The 17,029-nt window shown below is 45.2% G+C and carries 15 protein-coding genes; 11 read left to right on the top strand and 4 right to left on the bottom strand.

What is annotated here, in order from left to right:
* Nucleotides 1-171 precede the first annotated feature (171 nt).
* Complete coding sequence (locus AB4517_RS13970) at nucleotides 172-1,065, bottom strand: DMT family transporter (protein WP_017070098.1); 894 nt, start codon at nucleotides 1,063-1,065, stop codon at nucleotides 172-174.
* Between the two features lie 138 nt (nucleotides 1,066-1,203).
* Here AB4517_RS13970 and rmuC point away from each other — a divergent pair, with 138 nt between their 5' ends.
* From rmuC to tatC, 7 genes are all read left to right on the top strand, one after another.
* Complete coding sequence (gene rmuC / locus AB4517_RS13965; protein ID WP_017063049.1) at nucleotides 1,204-2,736, top strand: DNA recombination protein RmuC; 1,533 nt, start codon at nucleotides 1,204-1,206, stop codon at nucleotides 2,734-2,736.
* A gap of 65 nt (nucleotides 2,737-2,801) precedes the next feature.
* Nucleotides 2,802-3,581 (top strand): bifunctional demethylmenaquinone methyltransferase/2-methoxy-6-polyprenyl-1,4-benzoquinol methylase UbiE, encoded by a 780-nt coding sequence (gene ubiE / locus AB4517_RS13960; protein WP_026012235.1) that lies wholly within the window; start codon nucleotides 2,802-2,804, stop codon nucleotides 3,579-3,581.
* A gap of 98 nt (nucleotides 3,582-3,679) precedes the next feature.
* Entirely contained in the window at nucleotides 3,680-4,285 is a 606-nt protein-coding gene (locus AB4517_RS13955; protein WP_017063051.1) for an SCP2 domain-containing protein, read from the top strand.
* On the top strand, nucleotides 4,282-5,916 hold the full coding sequence (gene ubiB, locus AB4517_RS13950) for a ubiquinone biosynthesis regulatory protein kinase UbiB (protein WP_017065813.1): 1,635 nt from the start codon (nucleotides 4,282-4,284) through the stop codon (nucleotides 5,914-5,916). The genes AB4517_RS13955 and ubiB overlap by 4 nt, the downstream gene beginning before the upstream one ends.
* Nucleotides 5,917-5,969: 53 nt before the next feature.
* A complete protein-coding gene (gene tatA / locus AB4517_RS13945; RefSeq protein ID WP_017060154.1) occupies nucleotides 5,970-6,224 on the top strand; it encodes a Sec-independent protein translocase subunit TatA in 255 nt (84 codons plus the stop codon).
* A 3-nt stretch (nucleotides 6,225-6,227) separates the two neighbouring features.
* Nucleotides 6,228-6,635: a Sec-independent protein translocase protein TatB gene (gene tatB / locus AB4517_RS13940; RefSeq protein WP_017060155.1), complete on the top strand. Its 408-nt coding sequence runs from the start codon at nucleotides 6,228-6,230 to the stop codon at nucleotides 6,633-6,635.
* Nucleotides 6,636-6,783: 148 nt separating this feature from the next.
* Nucleotides 6,784-7,539: a twin-arginine translocase subunit TatC gene (gene tatC, locus AB4517_RS13935; protein ID WP_017060156.1), complete on the top strand. Its 756-nt coding sequence runs from the start codon at nucleotides 6,784-6,786 to the stop codon at nucleotides 7,537-7,539.
* A gap of 288 nt (nucleotides 7,540-7,827) precedes the next feature.
* Here the strand turns inward: tatC and AB4517_RS13930 are convergent, their stop codons facing one another.
* Entirely contained in the window at nucleotides 7,828-8,589 is a 762-nt protein-coding gene (locus AB4517_RS13930) for a TatD family hydrolase (protein WP_372148500.1), read from the bottom strand.
* 208 nt (nucleotides 8,590-8,797) lie between these two features.
* On the opposite strand from AB4517_RS13930, the gene hemB reads away from it, so the two are divergent.
* The 3 genes from hemB (at nucleotide 8,798) to polA (ending at nucleotide 13,831) form a co-directional block, all read left to right on the top strand.
* Nucleotides 8,798-9,841, top strand: a complete 1,044-nt coding sequence (gene hemB, locus AB4517_RS13925; RefSeq protein ID WP_017060158.1) for a porphobilinogen synthase — start codon at nucleotides 8,798-8,800, stop codon at nucleotides 9,839-9,841.
* A 76-nt stretch (nucleotides 9,842-9,917) separates the two neighbouring features.
* Nucleotides 9,918-10,352: a GNAT family N-acetyltransferase gene (locus AB4517_RS13920; protein WP_017063054.1), complete on the top strand. Its 435-nt coding sequence runs from the start codon at nucleotides 9,918-9,920 to the stop codon at nucleotides 10,350-10,352.
* Between the two features lie 680 nt (nucleotides 10,353-11,032).
* A complete protein-coding gene (gene polA / locus AB4517_RS13915; protein ID WP_372148499.1) occupies nucleotides 11,033-13,831 on the top strand; it encodes a DNA polymerase I in 2,799 nt (932 codons plus the stop codon).
* A gap of 507 nt (nucleotides 13,832-14,338) precedes the next feature.
* Here polA and AB4517_RS13910 read toward each other — a convergent pair.
* Entirely contained in the window at nucleotides 14,339-14,938 is a 600-nt protein-coding gene (locus AB4517_RS13910) for a GTP-binding protein (protein ID WP_017060161.1), read from the bottom strand.
* A 218-nt stretch (nucleotides 14,939-15,156) separates the two neighbouring features.
* Nucleotides 15,157-15,819 carry a ribosome biogenesis GTP-binding protein YihA/YsxC gene (gene yihA, locus AB4517_RS13905; RefSeq protein ID WP_372051193.1) on the bottom strand — a complete coding sequence of 221 codons (663 nt, stop codon included), beginning with the start codon at nucleotides 15,817-15,819 and terminating at the stop codon, nucleotides 15,157-15,159.
* Nucleotides 15,820-15,967: 148 nt separating this feature from the next.
* Between yihA and AB4517_RS13900 the strand changes: the two genes are divergently transcribed.
* A complete protein-coding gene (locus AB4517_RS13900) occupies nucleotides 15,968-16,585 on the top strand; it encodes a cytochrome c (RefSeq protein ID WP_012602993.1) in 618 nt (205 codons plus the stop codon).
* Nucleotides 16,586-17,029 lie beyond the last annotated feature (444 nt).

Here is a 17,029-nt window from a genome sequence, read left to right as displayed (position 1 = left end):
GCTTTGCAGCAGGCCAGTGGGTTTAAGCTTTTAGTTTACTCACTAGATTTTAAATTATATAAAAATGGCGAGTCATACGACTCGCCATTTTTGTATCTAACATTGTGCTCTAGCTCTAGATTCGACTTTATCGATAGCTTTTCGTGCTCAATTGAATCTTTTAGCTCTTATTTACGCCGGTTTGTTTTTTGAAAACTTGATCTGTTGAATCACTAAGCCAGCAATGATCAGTACCAAGCCAAACAGGGTCGCTGGGTGAATCTCTTCGCCGATAATAGTGGAAAGTAGCATCAACGAGATAAACGGCGAGGCAAAAATTAGGTTGCTGATACGTGCCGTGTTGTTGGTCAGTTTTAATGCCGAGAGCCACAAGACAAAGGTAATGCCCATCTCGAACAGGCCAACATAAGTTACGGCCATCCAACCTTTCGCTGTGATTTGGCTAAAGCTCTCGCCTTCAAAAAGGGTTAAACCGATCGCGAAAGGTAATGCCACTAAGAAACCAAGCAGTACGCCAACCACTGGGTCAGCCTTGTTTTTGGTGTTGAGAATCCAATATCCTGCCCAAAGCAGAGTAGAAAGCAGCGCCAGTGCCACACCGAGTGGGCTATCGAACTGCATGCCTAACACATCGCCTTTGGTGGCAATAACTACCACACCCGCATAGCTGAAGGTACACGCAATCCAATCTTGCTTACGAATCTTTTGCCCCAGAAAAACCGCCGCCATTAAGGTTAGCGTGATAGCCCAGCTGTAGTTGATGGCTTGAGCTTGAGAAGCGGGCAGCAGGTCGTAGGCTTTGAATAGAATCAGGTAATAAGCCAATGGGTTAACCAAGCCGAGCAGCAGGTAATACCAAGGGTTTGAAAGGAACGTTGTACTCAGCTGAGAGAGCTTACCTTGAAAGGCGCAGACTGCGATCAGCGCAATCGACGACACAATACTGGCAATGGTCAGCATTTGAATCGGTGAAAACTCAGCAAGGGTCAGCTTAAAAGCAGTAGCGACCGTTGACCACAGCAGTACTGCGGAAAGGCCAAAGCCCAAGGCACGACGTTCGTTCATGGCAACTCATTCTAATTTGATGGGACAGAATACGGAGCGCCTAGTCTATCTGTCGAATTTTAATACGGCAAACTGGACATTTATCCAGTATCAAAATACCATTTAATGAGTTATTTCCAATTAGGCTAAATCATTATCATGCAATGGATTATCGAACATCAGGCAACGCTTATTGCTGCAATTTCTGGCGCGCTCGTCAGCGGCGGTGTCGTGGGTTGGTGGATTAAACAGAAGCTCTCTTTTCAGCAGCGATTGCTCGAGCAGCAGCTAGAGTCCGATCGTTTGTTGCATGAATCTCAGCAAGCTCAGCTCAAAGCATCACTCGCAGAGGCGCAACAAGAGCTCGATGAGTTAGATGATGACCGAGACAAAGCGGCATTCGAGCTCAAGCAGGCGCACGGTAAGGTGATGGCTGCAATGGAAAAACTGCGCTACTTTGAGGCGGTAAAGCAAGAGCGCCAGCAGTACGCTGATGAGATCAATGTGCTTAAAGATCATAAGTCTGAATTAGAAGCCGAGCTGCGCGAGCAAGAAGCAAGGCATGACCAAGAAAACCTCGCCAATAGCGAAAAGCTGCAGTTGCTAGAGCAAGCTGAATCACGACTTAAGCAGCAGTTTGAATTGTTAGCGAACCAACTGTTTGAAACCAAAACCGCTAAGGTCGATCAGCAGAATAAGCAGAGCTTAGAAGGTTTGTTGTCTCCACTAAGAGAGCAGTTGGAAGGCTTTAAGAAGCAGGTTAACGATAGCTTCAGCCAGGAAGCCAAAGAGCGTCATACTTTGGTGCATGAGCTTAAAAACCTGCAGCGTCTTAATGAGAGTATGACGCGTGAAGCGGTGAACCTGACTCAAGCGCTAAAGGGTGACAACAAACAACAAGGTAACTGGGGCGAGGTGGTACTGGCACGGGTGCTTGCTGAATCAGGACTGCGCGAAGGGCACGAATACCAAACGCAAGTGAACCTACAAAACGATGCGGGCAAGCGTTATCAACCGGATGTGATTGTGCATCTGCCACAAGATAAGCAAGTGGTGGTCGATTCCAAAATGGCGTTGGTGGCATTTGAACGCTACTTCAATGCCGAAACCGATCAGCAACGCGATGCTGCATTGCGCGATCACTTGGTGTCACTGCGAGCGCACATCAAAGGCTTGAGCCAGAAAGATTATCATCAGCTCAAAGGCATACAGAGTCTGGATTACGTGTTGATGTTTATCCCGGTTGAACCAGCATTCCAAGTGGCGATTCAGGCGGATCCTAGCTTGGTGAAAGACGCGATGGAGCAAAATATCATCTTGGTCAGCCCAACCACTTTGCTGGTGGCACTGCGTACCATTGATAACCTGTGGCGTAACGACAGACAGAACCAGAACGCACAGGTTATCGCAGAACGTGCGAGCAAGCTTTACGACAAGCTGCGCCTGTTTGTTGATGATATGGAAGGCCTTGGCAGCTCACTTGATAGAGCAAACCAAAGTTATCAAGGGGCGATGAATAAGCTAGTCACAGGGCGAGGCAACGTGATTCGTCAGGCCGAAAGCTTCAAGCAATTGGGTGTTGAAGTGAAGAAACCGATCTCGATTGGTTTGGCCGAAATGGCGCAAAATGAGGCTTTTTCAGAAAATGCCTCCTTAGTAGAAAGACAACCCGCTGAGGATAAAGTAAACTAATCGGCCGCAGCGCCTCTAAACACGGAGCGTGCTGTCGATGAGAACTTACCATGGTAGATAACAGCATTATGGACACAAGCGTGCAGACAAATTCAGCAGTAGAGTCAGAAACCACACACTTTGGTTTCGAAACAGTCGCGAAAGACGAAAAAGTCGCGAAAGTAGCAGAGGTATTTCACTCTGTAGCCGCTAAATACGACATCATGAATGACTTAATGTCGGGTGGTGTTCACCGCTTGTGGAAGCGATTCACGATTGATTGCAGTGGCGTTCGCCCTGGTCAGCGTATCCTAGATCTTGGTGGTGGTACTGGCGACCTTACTGCGAAATTCTCGCGTATCGTTGGTGAAAAAGGCCACGTGGTTCTTGCTGATATCAACAACTCAATGCTGAATGTTGGCCGTGATAAGCTGCGTGATAGCGGCATTGTTGGCAACGTACACTACGTACAAGCGAACGCTGAAGAGTTGCCATTCCCAGATAACTACTTCGATTGCATTACCATCAGCTTCTGTCTGCGTAACGTAACCGATAAAGACCAAGCGCTGCGTTCTATGTACCGCGTACTTAAGCCGGGTGGCCGTCTGTTGGTTCTTGAGTTTTCTAAGCCAGTGCTTGAGCCACTATCAAAGGTTTACGACGCATACTCTTTCCACCTGTTGCCAAAAATGGGTGAGTTGATTGCTAACGATGCAGACAGCTACCGTTACCTTGCAGAATCTATTCGTATGCACCCAAATCAAGAGACTTTGGAAGGCATGATGCAAGAAGCGGGCTTTGAAAATACAAAATACTTCAACCTAACGGGCGGCATTGTTGCGCTGCACCGCGGTTACAAGTTCTAGTCGAACTTGGTAGCAGGCTCTTAGGGCGTGCTAAACAATAAGAATAAAGACAGAACGGATAGGTTAAGGCTTATCCGTTTTCAAAGGTAAGGACAGTCATGCCATTTGATCCATTGGTAACCGCGGTTATTGAAACCTCTTTAAATACTTTCGTGAACGATGATCCAGCCTTGGTTCGTCGTTTGTCTCGTTTAAAGGGGCAGATCATTCAAGTTAATTTGAAAGAGTTGAATAAAACGCTCACTTTCGTTTTCAGCCAACAAATCGATGTGTTGTCGGAATACGAAGGGCAGCCTGATTGCTACCTATCTTTGAATTTATCGGTGTTACCGGAACTGCGTGAGCAATCGAACATCACCAAGCTGATCAAGCAAGATAAGCTGATCTTAGAGGGTGATATTCAACTGGCACAGAAATTTGCTCAGCTGATGACAGACTGCAAGCCTGATTTGGAAGAGTGGTTATCGCGCGTAACGGGTGATGTGGTTGCGCATACCTTGGTGCAAGGCGTTAAAAACGTCGGTGGCTTTGTGGCAAAACAGGCGACTAAGCATCAAAACCATGTTGCTCAAGTTCTGACTGAAGAGTGGAAGATCGCACCTGCACCGTTAGAAGTCGCGCATTTTTGCGACCAAGTTGATGACGTAAAAAGCTCTGCTGCTCGTCTTGAAGCTAAGTTGAACGCTCTGTTGGAGAAAGCATGACCCCAGCAGAACTGAAACGTCTTTATCATATTATCAAGGTACAGTTGGAATACGGCCTTGATGAGTTGATGCCGGAACACCAACTGACTAAAGCCCCTTTGTTGGCGCGAAAGTCACTGTTTTGGCTCAAGAACAAGCATCAAGATAAAGAGTTGGGTCATCGCTTGCGCCTTGCGCTGCAAGAACTTGGTCCAGTGTGGATCAAGTTTGGACAGATGATGTCGACACGTCGTGATCTGTTCCCTCCTCATATCGCCGATCAGTTGGCGTTGTTGCAAGACCAAGTTGCGCCGTTTGATGGTCAATTGGCGAAGCAAGATATGGAAAAGGCGTTGGGTGGCAGTTTAGACAACTGGTTTACCGACTTTGATATCGAGCCACTGGCTTCTGCTTCTATTGCTCAGGTGCATACCGCAAAGCTTAAAGAGAGCGGTCGCGAGATTGTTCTGAAGGTCATTCGACCTGATATTCGCCCGGTGATTGACGCAGATCTAAAACTGATGCACCGAATGGCGCGTATAGTCGCTAAGTCGCTTCCTGAAGCACGTCGTTTGAAACCGGTTGAAGTGGTTCACGAGTACGAGAAAACGTTACTTGATGAACTCGACCTGCGCCGTGAGGCGGCCAATGCCATTCAACTGCGACGTAATTTTGAAGGCAGTGAAGAGCTGTATGTTCCAGAGGTTATCCCTGATCTAAGCAGCGAAACCCTGATGGTGTCAGAGCGAATCTATGGTATTCAAGTCTCCGATATTGAGACGCTAGAAGCCAACGGCACCAACATGAAATTGCTCGCGGAACGCGGTGTGACGGTATTCTTCACCCAAGTATTCCGAGATAGCTTTTTCCATGCAGACATGCACCCGGGCAACGTATTTGTTAACCCAGAGAATCCAGATAACCCTCAGTGGATTGGTTTGGATTGTGGCATTGTTGGTACGCTCAATAGCGAAGATAAGCGCTATTTAGCAGAGAACTTGTTGGCTTTCTTCAATCGAGATTACCGTAAAGTTGCTGAGCTACACGTTGATTCGGGGTGGGTGCCACACGACACTAACGTCAATGATTTTGAGTTCGCGATCCGTATGGTGTGTGAGCCAATCTTTGCAAAACCACTTGGCGAGATCTCATTTGGCCATGTGTTGCTAAACTTATTTAATACAGCAAGACGTTTCAACATGGAGGTTCAACCTCAGTTGGTGCTTCTGCAAAAGACCTTGTTGTATGTCGAAGGCCTAGGCCGTCAGCTGTATCCGCAACTTGATTTGTGGGCAACGGCGAAGCCTTTCCTTGAAACCTGGATGATGAATCAGGTGGGGCCGCAAGCTGTGATCAACGCAGTAAAAGAGCGTGCGCCATTCTGGGCAGAAAAACTGCCAGAGCTGCCAGAGCTACTTTATGACAGCTTGCGCCAAGGTAAAGCGATGAACCACAGAATGGATCAGCTTTATCAAGGTTACCGAGATAGTAAGCGTCAGCAAGCAACTGGAAAGTTTTTGTTTGGCGTTGGAGCCACTTTAGTCGTATGCTCCGCAATATTAGTTTCAAGCCCTTATGAGCAGCTATCTATGGGCTGTGGCATCGCAGGTGTCACATTTTGGTTGCTTAGTTGGCGAGCTTACCGTCGTTAGACAGTAGACTCTCTTAATATTTTTATGTGTAGACAGACCCGAGGACAATGACAATGGGTGGTATCAGTATTTGGCAACTTCTAATCATTGCTGTAATTGTAATTTTGCTATTCGGAACAAAGAAACTGCGCGGTATGGGTGGTGACTTAGGTTCAGCGGTTAAAGGCTTCAAAAAAGCGATGAGCGATGAAGACAAGCCTGCAGATAAGAAAGATGCAGACTTCGAACCAAAGAATATTGAACAGCAGAAGACAGAAGCTCACGCTGAAACAACTGCTGAAACAAAGAAAGACAAAGAGCAGGCGTAAATCGTGTTTGATATCGGTTTTTGGGAACTGGTATTAATATCTGTCGTTGGGTTAGTGGTTTTAGGGCCTGAGCGTTTGCCCGTGGCGATTCGCAGTATTTCCAAGTTTGTTGGACAAGCGAAAAGCATGGCAAACAGTGTGAAAGATGAACTTTCTCATGAGCTTAAGGTGCAAGAGCTGCAAGAAAACCTACGCAAGGCGGAAAAAATGGGTATGGAAGATTTATCTCCAGACCTTAAAGCGTCAGTCGATGAACTCAAGCAGGCCGCTGCTGAGGTTCAACGTCCGTATGCTAAGCCTGAGTCTGATAAGCCAAGTGAGACTAAACCTAGTGTCATGGAAACTGTGGAATCTGAAACCATTCAGGTCAACAGCGAAGCTTCAGCACCGTCAGATAAGAAAGCCGAATAGTCTCGCAAGGAGGAGTCGCCGGATACTTGATTCGCTAGATGTTTAAATAGATATCTATTCAAGTAAATAACTATTCAAGTGGATACCAATTTAACTGGATAGATACACGCGCGGCTCCTTTTCGATCTTCCTGTTTAAGAGGTTTGACATGTCTTCGACTGAGCAGACACAGCCTTTAATTAGCCACCTTCTAGAACTACGTAATCGCCTACTACGTGCGATTGTCGCGGTGCTAGTGATATTTGTCGGGCTAATTTATTTTGCTAATGATATTTATGAATTCGTATCAGCACCTTTGGTAGATCGTCTACCGGAAGGGGCGACGATGATCGCAACCGATGTTGCATCGCCATTTTTCACACCGCTGAAATTAACCTTGATCGCGTCTATATTCCTCGCGGTTCCGTTTATTTTGTATCAGGTGTGGGCTTTTGTTGCTCCGGGTTTATACAAGCATGAAAAACGCTTGATCATGCCGCTATTGGCTTCAAGTTCATTGCTGTTTTACTGTGGTGTGGCGTTCGCTTACTTTATTGTATTCCCGTTGGTATTTGGCTTTTTTACGGCCATATCATTAGGGGGAGTAGAGTTCGCAACCGACATCTCGAGCTATCTTGATTTTGTACTCGCGCTGTTCTTTGCTTTTGGTATTGCCTTTGAAGTGCCTGTTGCGATTATCTTGTTGTGTTGGACGGGGGCAACAACGCCTCAATCTCTGTCTGAAAAGCGTCCTTACATTGTGGTGGGTGCTTTCATCATCGGTATGATGCTGACACCACCAGATATGATCTCGCAAACACTGTTGGCGATTCCAATGTGTATTCTGTTTGAGATTGGTCTGTTTTTCGCACGCTTTTATACGCGTAAGCCAGATGCGGATGAAGAGGAAGAAGCTGAATCTTGATTCGGAATGCTTCAGTAAAAATCACATAATAAAAAAGCGGCCTAGGGCCGCTTTTTTATTATGTCTGTTTATCGAATTTTTAACTGATAGCCACAGTTCTGACATATATAGAGCTCTTTGATGCCCAAAATTTTATGCCATAGGGTTCGATGTTGACGTTGTAAGTGTTGTGAATGGTCACACATAATCAACTACCTCAATATGCAGGTGGTTGATACTATACATGTCACTTAGCTTTCTCAAATAAATTCAGGAAAAATCCGTAATAATTACTTATTAATAGATTTGTCATAAATTAAACAATGCCTTAGCATTTTTGGTGGTTATGTTTTCGACTTCTTCAAGGGTAATTCCGCGTAATTCGGCGATGCGTTTTGCTACTAATTCTGTGTAGGCTGGTTCATTGCGTTTACCGCGATTCGGTGTTGGTGCCAAGTATGGGCAATCTGTCTCTAGAATGACGTAATCCATATCGAGATGTGGGATCACCTTGTCCATCCCAGAGTTCTTAAAGGTCGAAACGCCGCCTAAACCTAAATGAAAGCCTAGCTCGTTGATCGCTTGAGCTTCCTCTAAGCTGCTACCAAAGCAGTGGAATACCCCGCGTAAGCTGCCATCTTGTTCTTTACGAAGTAGGGCAAGTGTCTCTTCAATGGAATCACGAGTGTGGATCACCACAGGTAGATCAAGCTCTTTTGCCCACTGCAGTTGAGTCACAAACGCCATCTCTTGTTCAGCCTTGAAGGTTTTATCCCAGTACAAGTCGATACCAATCTCACCCACGGCGATAAAGTCATGCTTATCAAACCAAGCTCGAATGGTTTTGAGGGTTTGCTCGATATTCGCATCCACATGACAAGGGTGTAAGCCCATCATTGAACGGCACACATCAGGAAACTGCGCTTCCGTTGCTAACATTGGTTCGATAGATTCTAAATCGATGTTCGGCAATAGAATGGTATCAATCCCTTGAGCCAGTGCGCGCTGCACAACTTGTTCGCGGTCTTCATCGAATTCACTAGCGTAAATATGAGCATGGGTGTCGATCATTGTTTTGTCCTGAAAGCGGTCTTTACTGAGTTGTCATGAGTATACGGCAGTGTGAGGAGAAGGTCATTTTTTGCCACTTATCCCTATTTTTGAGTGGGTTTCATATTTTACTGCTAGCGTCCTGAGCCATCAGTGATATGCTTTTGCCTGTATTTAGCACTTTTCATATCTAAGTATTTCGGTGCTTAGACTAGGCAAGGAGAATCTAGTGTCTGTTTCAATTCAAGGTCAATTCCCAGGTCGCCGTATGCGCCGTATGCGTAAGCACGACTTTAGCCGTCGCCTAATGGCAGAAAATCAATTGTCTGTGGATGATCTAATCTACCCAATGTTTATCCTGATGGGTAAAGACCGCCGCGAGCCTGTCGAGTCAATGCCAGGTGTTGAACGCTTGTCGATCGACTACATGCTTGAGGAAGCAGATTACCTGTCAAAGCTGGGTGTTCCTGCGATTGCTCTATTTCCAGTCGTGAACCAAGATGCTAAAAGTTTATGCGCAGCTGAAGCTCATAACTCAGAAGGTTTGGTGCAGCGCGCTGTACGTTTACTAAAAGAGCATGTGCCAAACATTGGCGTTATTACTGACGTAGCACTAGACCCGTTCACCACTCACGGCCAAGACGGCATCATCGATGAAGATGGTTACGTGATGAATGACGAGACGACTGAAGTCTTGATCAAGCAAGCATTATCACACGCTGAAGCGGGTGCTGACGTAGTTGCCCCATCGGATATGATGGATGGTCGCATTGGTAAGATCCGTGAAGCGTTAGAAGAAGCGGGCCATATTCATACTCAGATTATGGCGTACTCTGCAAAATATGCATCGTGCTACTACGGCCCATTCCGTGATGCAGTTGGCAGTGCTTCGAACCTGAAAGGTGGTAACAAGAAGAACTACCAGATGGATCCAGCCAACAGCGATGAAGCGATTCATGAAGTCGCGATGGATCTTAATGAAGGTGCGGACATGGTGATGGTGAAACCAGGCATGCCTTACCTTGATATTGTTCGTCGTGTTAAGCACGAACTGCAAGCGCCTACGTTTGCTTACCAAGTATCTGGTGAATACGCGATGCACAAAGCGGCGATTCAAAACGGCTGGCTGAAAGAGCGCGAAACCGTCATGGAATCACTGTTGTGCTTTAAGCGTGCTGGCGCTGATGGCATTCTTACTTACTTCGCTAAAGATGTCGCAGAGTGGCTTGCTGAAGATAACGCACAAGCTGCTGAGCATTTAAAAGAAAAGTAACCGTGTAGATCTCACTTAAGTGATCAGTAAAGGGTTGGCCATTGTGCCAGCTCTTTCGTTTATAAGGATGAATAAGATGTCAGTTGTCGTACGTGAAGGTTCTTTAGAAGAAGTGGTGTCTGTGGTCGAGCAGATCTCTGAGTTCGCTAAAAAAGAGAGTGTCGCTTCTCTGTCAGAGCGGCTGGCAGGGAAAAAGAGCCTTATCTTAGTGGCTGAAGAAGCTGGCGTGTTGCTTGGCTTTAAGATCGGCTATGAATTGGATCAAGATACTTTTTACAGCTGGTTTGGTGGCGTGTCACCGCTCGCGAGGAACAAAGGCGTTGCACAGGCGCAATTAGACGTTCAGGAACAGTGGGCGAAAGAGCAGGGCTACAGACAGTTAAAGGTTAAGTCTCGTAACCAGTTCCCTGCAATGTTGCGCCTGTTATTGAGAAACGGTTACCTAATCGAAAGATTTGAAGAAAAAGAAGACATTAATGACCATAGAATCCATTTTTTGAAGCAAATTTAAGCACTGCTGTTAACGGTTTATAAATCAAATGAGATTTATTATCATTTAATTGTTGACTATTAAATGAGAATCATTATTATTAACTTCGTCTTAGGGAATGAGGAAATGTTCACAAGGATGTTAAGTACTCAAGTATCTACTTGGTTACCCAACAGAATTCTCGCGAACTTGTACTAAGTTCTTTTTGACACGACATTGCTCACATTGCTTCCAGTGTAATTTATAGCTTTTAGGTAAAGCTGTGGTATTCAATTTGAATGGCTTTACCGGTTTTTGCTAGGCGACATCTTCGGGTGTCGCTTTTTTTTATACCTACCATTTCAACAAGATGCATATTTAGTGGCACGTATTTTTATGAATAAAACGCCATCAGCATTCTTTTCCACAATGCAAGATCGAGAAAAGATCGTTGATCATCTGTTCGATCTGTAAAATTATTCTTTATTTTCAGTTGTTTATTGGTGTTTTTTGAGTTGTTCACCGTAGTTCTCAACAGGGTGGATAAATAATATAAACAGAGTTATCCACAGAACGCTTGCGTCTAAGAACAAAAAATAACAACAAATCGATTATAACGAACACAACCGAGTGAACGGATACAGATCGACAACGTGGAATCCAACCAACAGACGTGGCATTCTTAACAGATAATTTCTGTACTTACTGGATACACAAACATTATGGCTCGTATTCCTGATAATCCATTGATTCTGATCGATGGCTCTTCTTACCTATATCGCGCGTTTCATGCTTACCCTGGCACCATGAGCAATGGTGATATCCCGACTAACGCGGTTTACGGTGTAGTTAACATGCTGCGCAGCATGATGCGTCAATTTGCTTCTGATCGTATTGCGGTTATTTTTGATGCAAAAGGAAAGACGTTCCGTGATGACATGTACCCAGAGTACAAGGCTAATCGTCCACCTATGCCGGATGATCTACGTTGTCAGATCGAACCTTTGCACAACGTGATTCGCGCAATGGGTCTACCACTTATCTCGATCCCAGGCGTTGAAGCGGATGATGTGATTGGTACGCTAGCTTCTCAAGCATCTAAAGCGGGCATGCCGGTTTTGATCAGTACTGGCGATAAAGATATGGCGCAGCTGGTTGATGACAACGTTACTTTGATCAACACCATGACCAACGTGGTTATGGATCGCGAAGGCGTGATAGAGAAGTTTGGCATCCCACCTGAGCTGATTATCGACTACCTTGCACTGATGGGCGATAAAGTGGATAACATTCCTGGCGTTCCAGGTGTTGGTGACAAAACAGCAACTGCTCTACTACAAGGCATTGGTAGCATCGAAAAGCTGTATCAAAACCTGGATGATATTGCCGCTCTTGGCTTCCGTGGTTCAAAAACCATGGCTAAGAAGCTGATTGATAATAAAGACAACGCTGAGATGTCTTACCAGCTTGCAACGATCAAACTGGACGTCGAGTTAGAAGAGACACCTGAGTCGCTTGTAAAAGCACAACCAAATACGGATGAGCTGATTAAGCTATACGGTCAACTGGTCTTCAAATCTTGGTTGAACGAGCTACTGGAAGGCGGCAGCGGTGTGGTTGAGGCGGATGAAAAGTCGGGTGCTGTACGTAGCAGCACGGCATCAACCACTTCTACCGTAGAAATGAACACCTCTGCAGTGACGATTGATCGCAGCAACTACGAAACCATCTTAGATGAAGCCTCTTTTAATGCGTGGCTAGAGAAACTGAAAGCGTCAGAGGTGTTTGCCTTTGATACTGAAACAGACAGCTTGGACTACATGGTGGCTAACCTTGTTGGTCTATCATTCGCAACCGAAGAAGGCGTTGCCGCTTACGTACCGGTTGCCCATGATTACCTAGATGCACCTCAACAACTCGACCGTGATTGGGTACTTGAACAGCTTAAGCCGATTCTTGAAGATGACGCACAGGCTAAAGTCGGTCAAAACCTGAAGTACGATATGAGCGTTTTAGCGCGCTACGGTATCGAGATGAAAGGCATCAAGCACGACACCATGCTAGCGTCTTATGTTTTTAATAGCGTTGGCGGCAAGCATGATATGGATAGCCTAGCGCTGCGTTTCCTTCAGCACAGCTGCATCTCATTTGAGCAAATCGCAGGTAAAGGTAAGAAGCAGCTTACTTTCAACCAGATTGAGCTGGGTGAAGCGTCTCCATACGCAGCAGAAGATGCTGACGTGACTTTACGTCTTCATAGCCGTTTGATGGAAAACATTGAGCAAGATGAAAAGCTAAAAGCCATCTATGAAGAAATCGAAGTACCACTGATCCCTGTTATGTCTCGCATTGAACGCACTGGCGTATTCATCGATGACATGCTGCTAGGCGCTCAATCGCAAGAGATTGCGGTTCGATTGGATGAGCTAGAACAGAAAGCCTACGAGATTGCAGAGCAAGAGTTCAACATGAACTCGCCAAAACAGCTGCAAACGATCCTGTTTGAGAAAATGGGTCTGCCTGTTATCAAGAAAACGCCATCAGGTGCACCTTCAACCAACGAAGAAGTGCTGCAAGAGTTGGCTCTTGATTACCCGCTACCTAAGCTGATCATTGAGTATCGTGGCCTTGCGAAACTAAAGTCGACCTACACAGATAAACTACCGAAGATGATCAACGCTGAAACGGGTCGTGTTCATACGTCTTATCACCAAGCGGTGACAGCAACGGGTCGATTGTCTTCAACAGATCCAAACCTGCAGAACATCCCAATTCGTAATGAAGAAGGCCGTCGTATCCGCCAAGCATTCGTTGCACAACATGGTTGGAAGATTCTAGCGGTCGATTACTCTCAAATTGAATTGCGTATCATGGCGCATCTTTCGGGTGATAAAGCGCTTCTGGAAGCATTCCAACAAGGCAAAGATATCCACGCGGCAACGGCTGCTGAGATCATTGGTGTTGATATTGAGAGTGTGACCACAGAACAACGTCGTCGTGCTAAAGCCGTTAACTTCGGTCTTATCTACGGTATGAGTGCCTTTGGCTTGGCTAAGCAACTGGGTATTCCTCGTGGCGAAGCACAGCACTACATGGACACTTACTTCGAGCGTTACCCTGGCGTAATGCAGTATATGGAAGACACGCGCAGTGCTGCTTCAGAGCAAGGCTTCGTGGAAACCATTTACGGTCGTCGACTGCACCTTCCTGAGATTCAATCTCGTAATGGCATGCGTCGTAAAGCTGCTGAACGCGCGGCGATCAATGCGCCAATGCAAGGCACAGCAGCGGACATCATTAAGAAAGCGATGTTGTTGGTGGATGAGTGGATTCAAGCGGAAGGCGATGGTCGTGTAAAACTGCTTATGCAGGTACACGATGAATTGGTGTTTGAAGTGGAAGAGTCATCTTTAGCCGAAATTGAAAGTAAAGTACAAGAATTGATGGAATCCGCTGCAGAGCTAGAAGTGCCGCTTGTCGCGGAAGCTGGCCACGGTGACAACTGGGATCAAGCCCACTAATCAGTTTTTGACCTTAATAAGCAAATTAGTATGAGCCAGTGCACAAACACTGGCTTTTTTTTGTCTCAAATAAAGTTAAGTCGTAATAAGAATTTAGGTGTTTTAATAAAACATTCATGAAAAAAAACTACAAAAGTTGTTTTCATTTCTGAGCAATTGTTGTACATTAAATCTCGTAGGGTACAGAGGTAAGATGTTCTATCTTTCAGACCTTTTGTTTCACGTTATTGGATTAGGCTGATTCAGCCGCCCCAGTCAGTATTTGACTGGGGCGTTTTTTCTTGTGCGAAAGAAAAATATTTCCAACCTATCATTCCCCCGTAAAACCTCTCATTTTTAGTGCCTTTTATTACACTTTCTCAAGCACAGTGATAAACCCCTGATTTGCCTTAGATCTGAAATTCGATCAGCTTTTGGTAATTTAAATCCGTCTCTAAGTCGATTGTTTTATCACTTGAAATAACTTTTATTTTACAAGTTATCGATAAAGGATTGATGGATCACGCCTTATTTATCAGTGTATTGAGTCGGTGAATGCTCAATGTAATCCATGATTTTCTGTTGTTTCTCGGTGCTGTATTTCAGTGCTTCGGCGGTGATCTGGATGGATTGTGCCATCGAAGAGATATTGTTGGTCGCTTTTACCAAGGTTTGCTGCATGGGTTTCAGGATAAGCAGATAGATAGCGGTCAAAGCGATAATAATGACGGCGATAACGGCCGCCAGCGCAATGATGATCTTGGTCTGAATGTCATCCAACAGCATTTGACTGGTTTGTTTAAAGGCGAGTCGAGATTGGTCTAAGGCTTGTGGCAGTTGATTGAGTGATGTCTTGGTGGAGCTCGCAAGCTTATTGATACTTTCAACGGTTTGATTGAGGGCTTGTTGCTGGTCGTCGCTTAGGTTGGGGTTGTTGACTATCGCCTGCAAAGATTGCGATATCACCTCAAGAGACTCACTCGCATCTTGGGCGTACTTTTCCATGCCATCGAGGTCTAAGGTCATATCGACATTGATCAGTGGGGCTTGTTCTTGTTCTGCTTCAGAGGCAAACCCTGTCAGTGAGACCAACATAAGTGCAATGATGGCCAATGGTGTTTTCCACATGAGTATTCCTTTCTCATTGTTCTGATTATTTAGATGTGTCTTTTAGTATGGTTCACTTCTATTGGTTTTAGTGGCTAAATCCGATTTTTAACACTAAAAACTTAGGCTTAACTCACTCATTTTTGGGCAAAAAAATACCCCACCTATATAAGGAGGGGCATTGATAAGGCTAAATCACGTGTTGTAAGTGCTCTAACCTATAGCGATAAGTAGAGGAACTACTCTGAGTCGTTGTGCTCTTCGTCTGCTAACTCATCAATGATTTGATCAGCAAGAAGCGCAGGCGCAAACCACTCATCCATCTTGGCACGCAGTTGGTCAACGCCGATGCCCTTCATTGAAGAGAAGACATCAACCGCAACATCACCACCGAAAGATTTTGCATCGTTACGGATTTTCAGTAGCTGTGCTTTACGCGCACCACTTTTCAGTTTGTCTGCTTTTGTTAACAAAACCTGTACTGGGATGCGGCTATCGATAGCCCAGTAGATCATTTGTTGGTCAAGGTCTTTCATTGGGTGACGGATATCCATCAATACCACTAAACCTTTCAGGCTTTCACGTCGTTGTAGGTATTCACCTAGCGACTTCTGCCATTTTTTCTTCATCTCAAGTGGTACTTGAGCAAAGCCATATCCAGGTAAATCGACGATATGACAACCGTCCGTTACCTTAAATAGGTTGATTAGCTGAGTTCGACCGGGTGTTTTACTGGTTTTCGCCAAGCTTTTTTGGTTTGTAACGCGATTTAGCGCGCTAGATTTACCAGCATTGGAGCGTCCTGCAAACGCAATTTCGATCCCTTCGTCTTCTGGTAAATGACGAATATCAGGTGCACTGGTAATGAAATGCGTGTTTTGATAATGAATTTTTACGCTCACTGTTAACTCCATCTCGACTTTGTGTAGTCGATTGATTACTTTTTTGTGAATTTGTGTAAAATAACCGTGCTCGGCATAAGGTCGCCTATTGTACCATGAGTGGCAACATAGAGTGGTACTGGAAGCTTGATAATTATAATGGAATGTCATGAAGAAATTAGCGCTAATTTTGAGTCTTTTAGCCAGCTGCTCAGTATGGGCTCAAGGTAGTATTGAAGCTGGTAAAGCCAAATCACAAACATGTGTTGCCTGCCACGGTGCTGACGGCAACAGCCTGATCACTCAGTACCCTAAGCTGGCTGGTCAACATGAGAAGTATCTAGAGAAGCAGTTAAAAGAGCTTAAGCTAGGTATGACAAGTGGTGGTAAGCAAGGTCGTTACGAACCTGTAATGGGTGCAATGGCGATGCCTTTATCTGAAGAAGATATGGCTGACCTAGCGGCATACTACGCCTCTCTACCTATCTCTAGTAACTCTACTCCTGAAAATGTAGTAGATGAAGGTAAGGTTCTTTACACAGCGGGTAACGCAGAACGCGGCGTAACGGCGTGTATTGCTTGTCATGGCCCTCGTGGTAATGGTACCGAACTTTCTGGTTTCCCTAAGATTTCAGGTCAGCACGCAGATTACATCAAGGCTCAACTTGAAAAATTCCGCGATGGTGACCGTAATAACGACATGAATGCGATGATGCGTGATGTAGCTAAAAAGTTAACAGACGCTGATATTGATACCTTATCGAAGTACGTTGGTGGTTTACACTAATTTGTCGGTTTCTTGCTCTTAGCCAGAGTAAAGGAATGTACGTTCGAGCGAGATTGAAGAGACGCCCCGATCAGTAATGGTCGGGGCGTTTTCTTTTGTATTGGTTTTATTAATGCGTTTTGTGTTTATGTCTGATTTATCAATGTGTGATCGATTTGTGTACAAAAGTGTGAAGTCGCACTCTTGTAGTCTTTTTGTAACACGGTAAAGTAACCGCCATCAGCTAGGAGCTGACTTAGATATGGATGATCATCTAGTCTAACGGTATAGACAGAAATGGATCAGGCTAGGACAGCCCAGCAACAAGGTGTTAGAAAAGGATAGCCAAAACTCATCAGGACGATGAACAACAAACAAATTTGGCATGGAAAGCACCAATAACAAATGGAGATTTGTGTACCAAGTTGAGTATGCAAATTTTGGCCGATATAGGCAGATTTAGAG

The organism is Vibrio sp. 10N.222.52.C3 (assembly GCF_041474195.1).
Classification (GTDB): domain Bacteria; phylum Pseudomonadota; class Gammaproteobacteria; order Enterobacterales; family Vibrionaceae; genus Vibrio; species Vibrio crassostreae_C.
The sequence above is the reverse complement of the archived record's forward strand: the minus strand, read 5'-3'. Positions and strand labels throughout refer to the sequence as shown.

Excerpts from the sequence above, each read along its gene's own strand:
- AB4517_RS13970 (WP_017070098.1), bottom strand. The coding sequence starts at position 1,065 with ATGAACGAACGTCGTGCCTTGGGCTTTGGCCTTTCCGCAGTACTGCTG.
- rmuC (WP_017063049.1), top strand. The coding sequence starts at position 1,204 with ATGCAATGGATTATCGAACATCAGGCAACGCTTATTGCTGCAATTTCT.
- AB4517_RS13955 (WP_017063051.1), top strand. The coding sequence starts at position 3,680 with ATGCCATTTGATCCATTGGTAACCGCGGTTATTGAAACCTCTTTAAAT.
- ubiB (WP_017065813.1), top strand. The coding sequence starts at position 4,282 with ATGACCCCAGCAGAACTGAAACGTCTTTATCATATTATCAAGGTACAG.
- tatA (WP_017060154.1), top strand. The coding sequence starts at position 5,970 with ATGGGTGGTATCAGTATTTGGCAACTTCTAATCATTGCTGTAATTGTA.
- tatC (WP_017060156.1), top strand. The coding sequence starts at position 6,784 with ATGTCTTCGACTGAGCAGACACAGCCTTTAATTAGCCACCTTCTAGAA.
- AB4517_RS13930 (WP_372148500.1), bottom strand. The coding sequence starts at position 8,589 with ATGATCGACACCCATGCTCATATTTACGCTAGTGAATTCGATGAAGAC.
- AB4517_RS13920 (WP_017063054.1), top strand. The coding sequence starts at position 9,918 with ATGTCAGTTGTCGTACGTGAAGGTTCTTTAGAAGAAGTGGTGTCTGTG.
- polA (WP_372148499.1), top strand. The coding sequence starts at position 11,033 with ATGGCTCGTATTCCTGATAATCCATTGATTCTGATCGATGGCTCTTCT.
- AB4517_RS13910 (WP_017060161.1), bottom strand. The coding sequence starts at position 14,938 with ATGTGGAAAACACCATTGGCCATCATTGCACTTATGTTGGTCTCACTG.
- AB4517_RS13900 (WP_012602993.1), top strand. The coding sequence starts at position 15,968 with ATGAAGAAATTAGCGCTAATTTTGAGTCTTTTAGCCAGCTGCTCAGTA.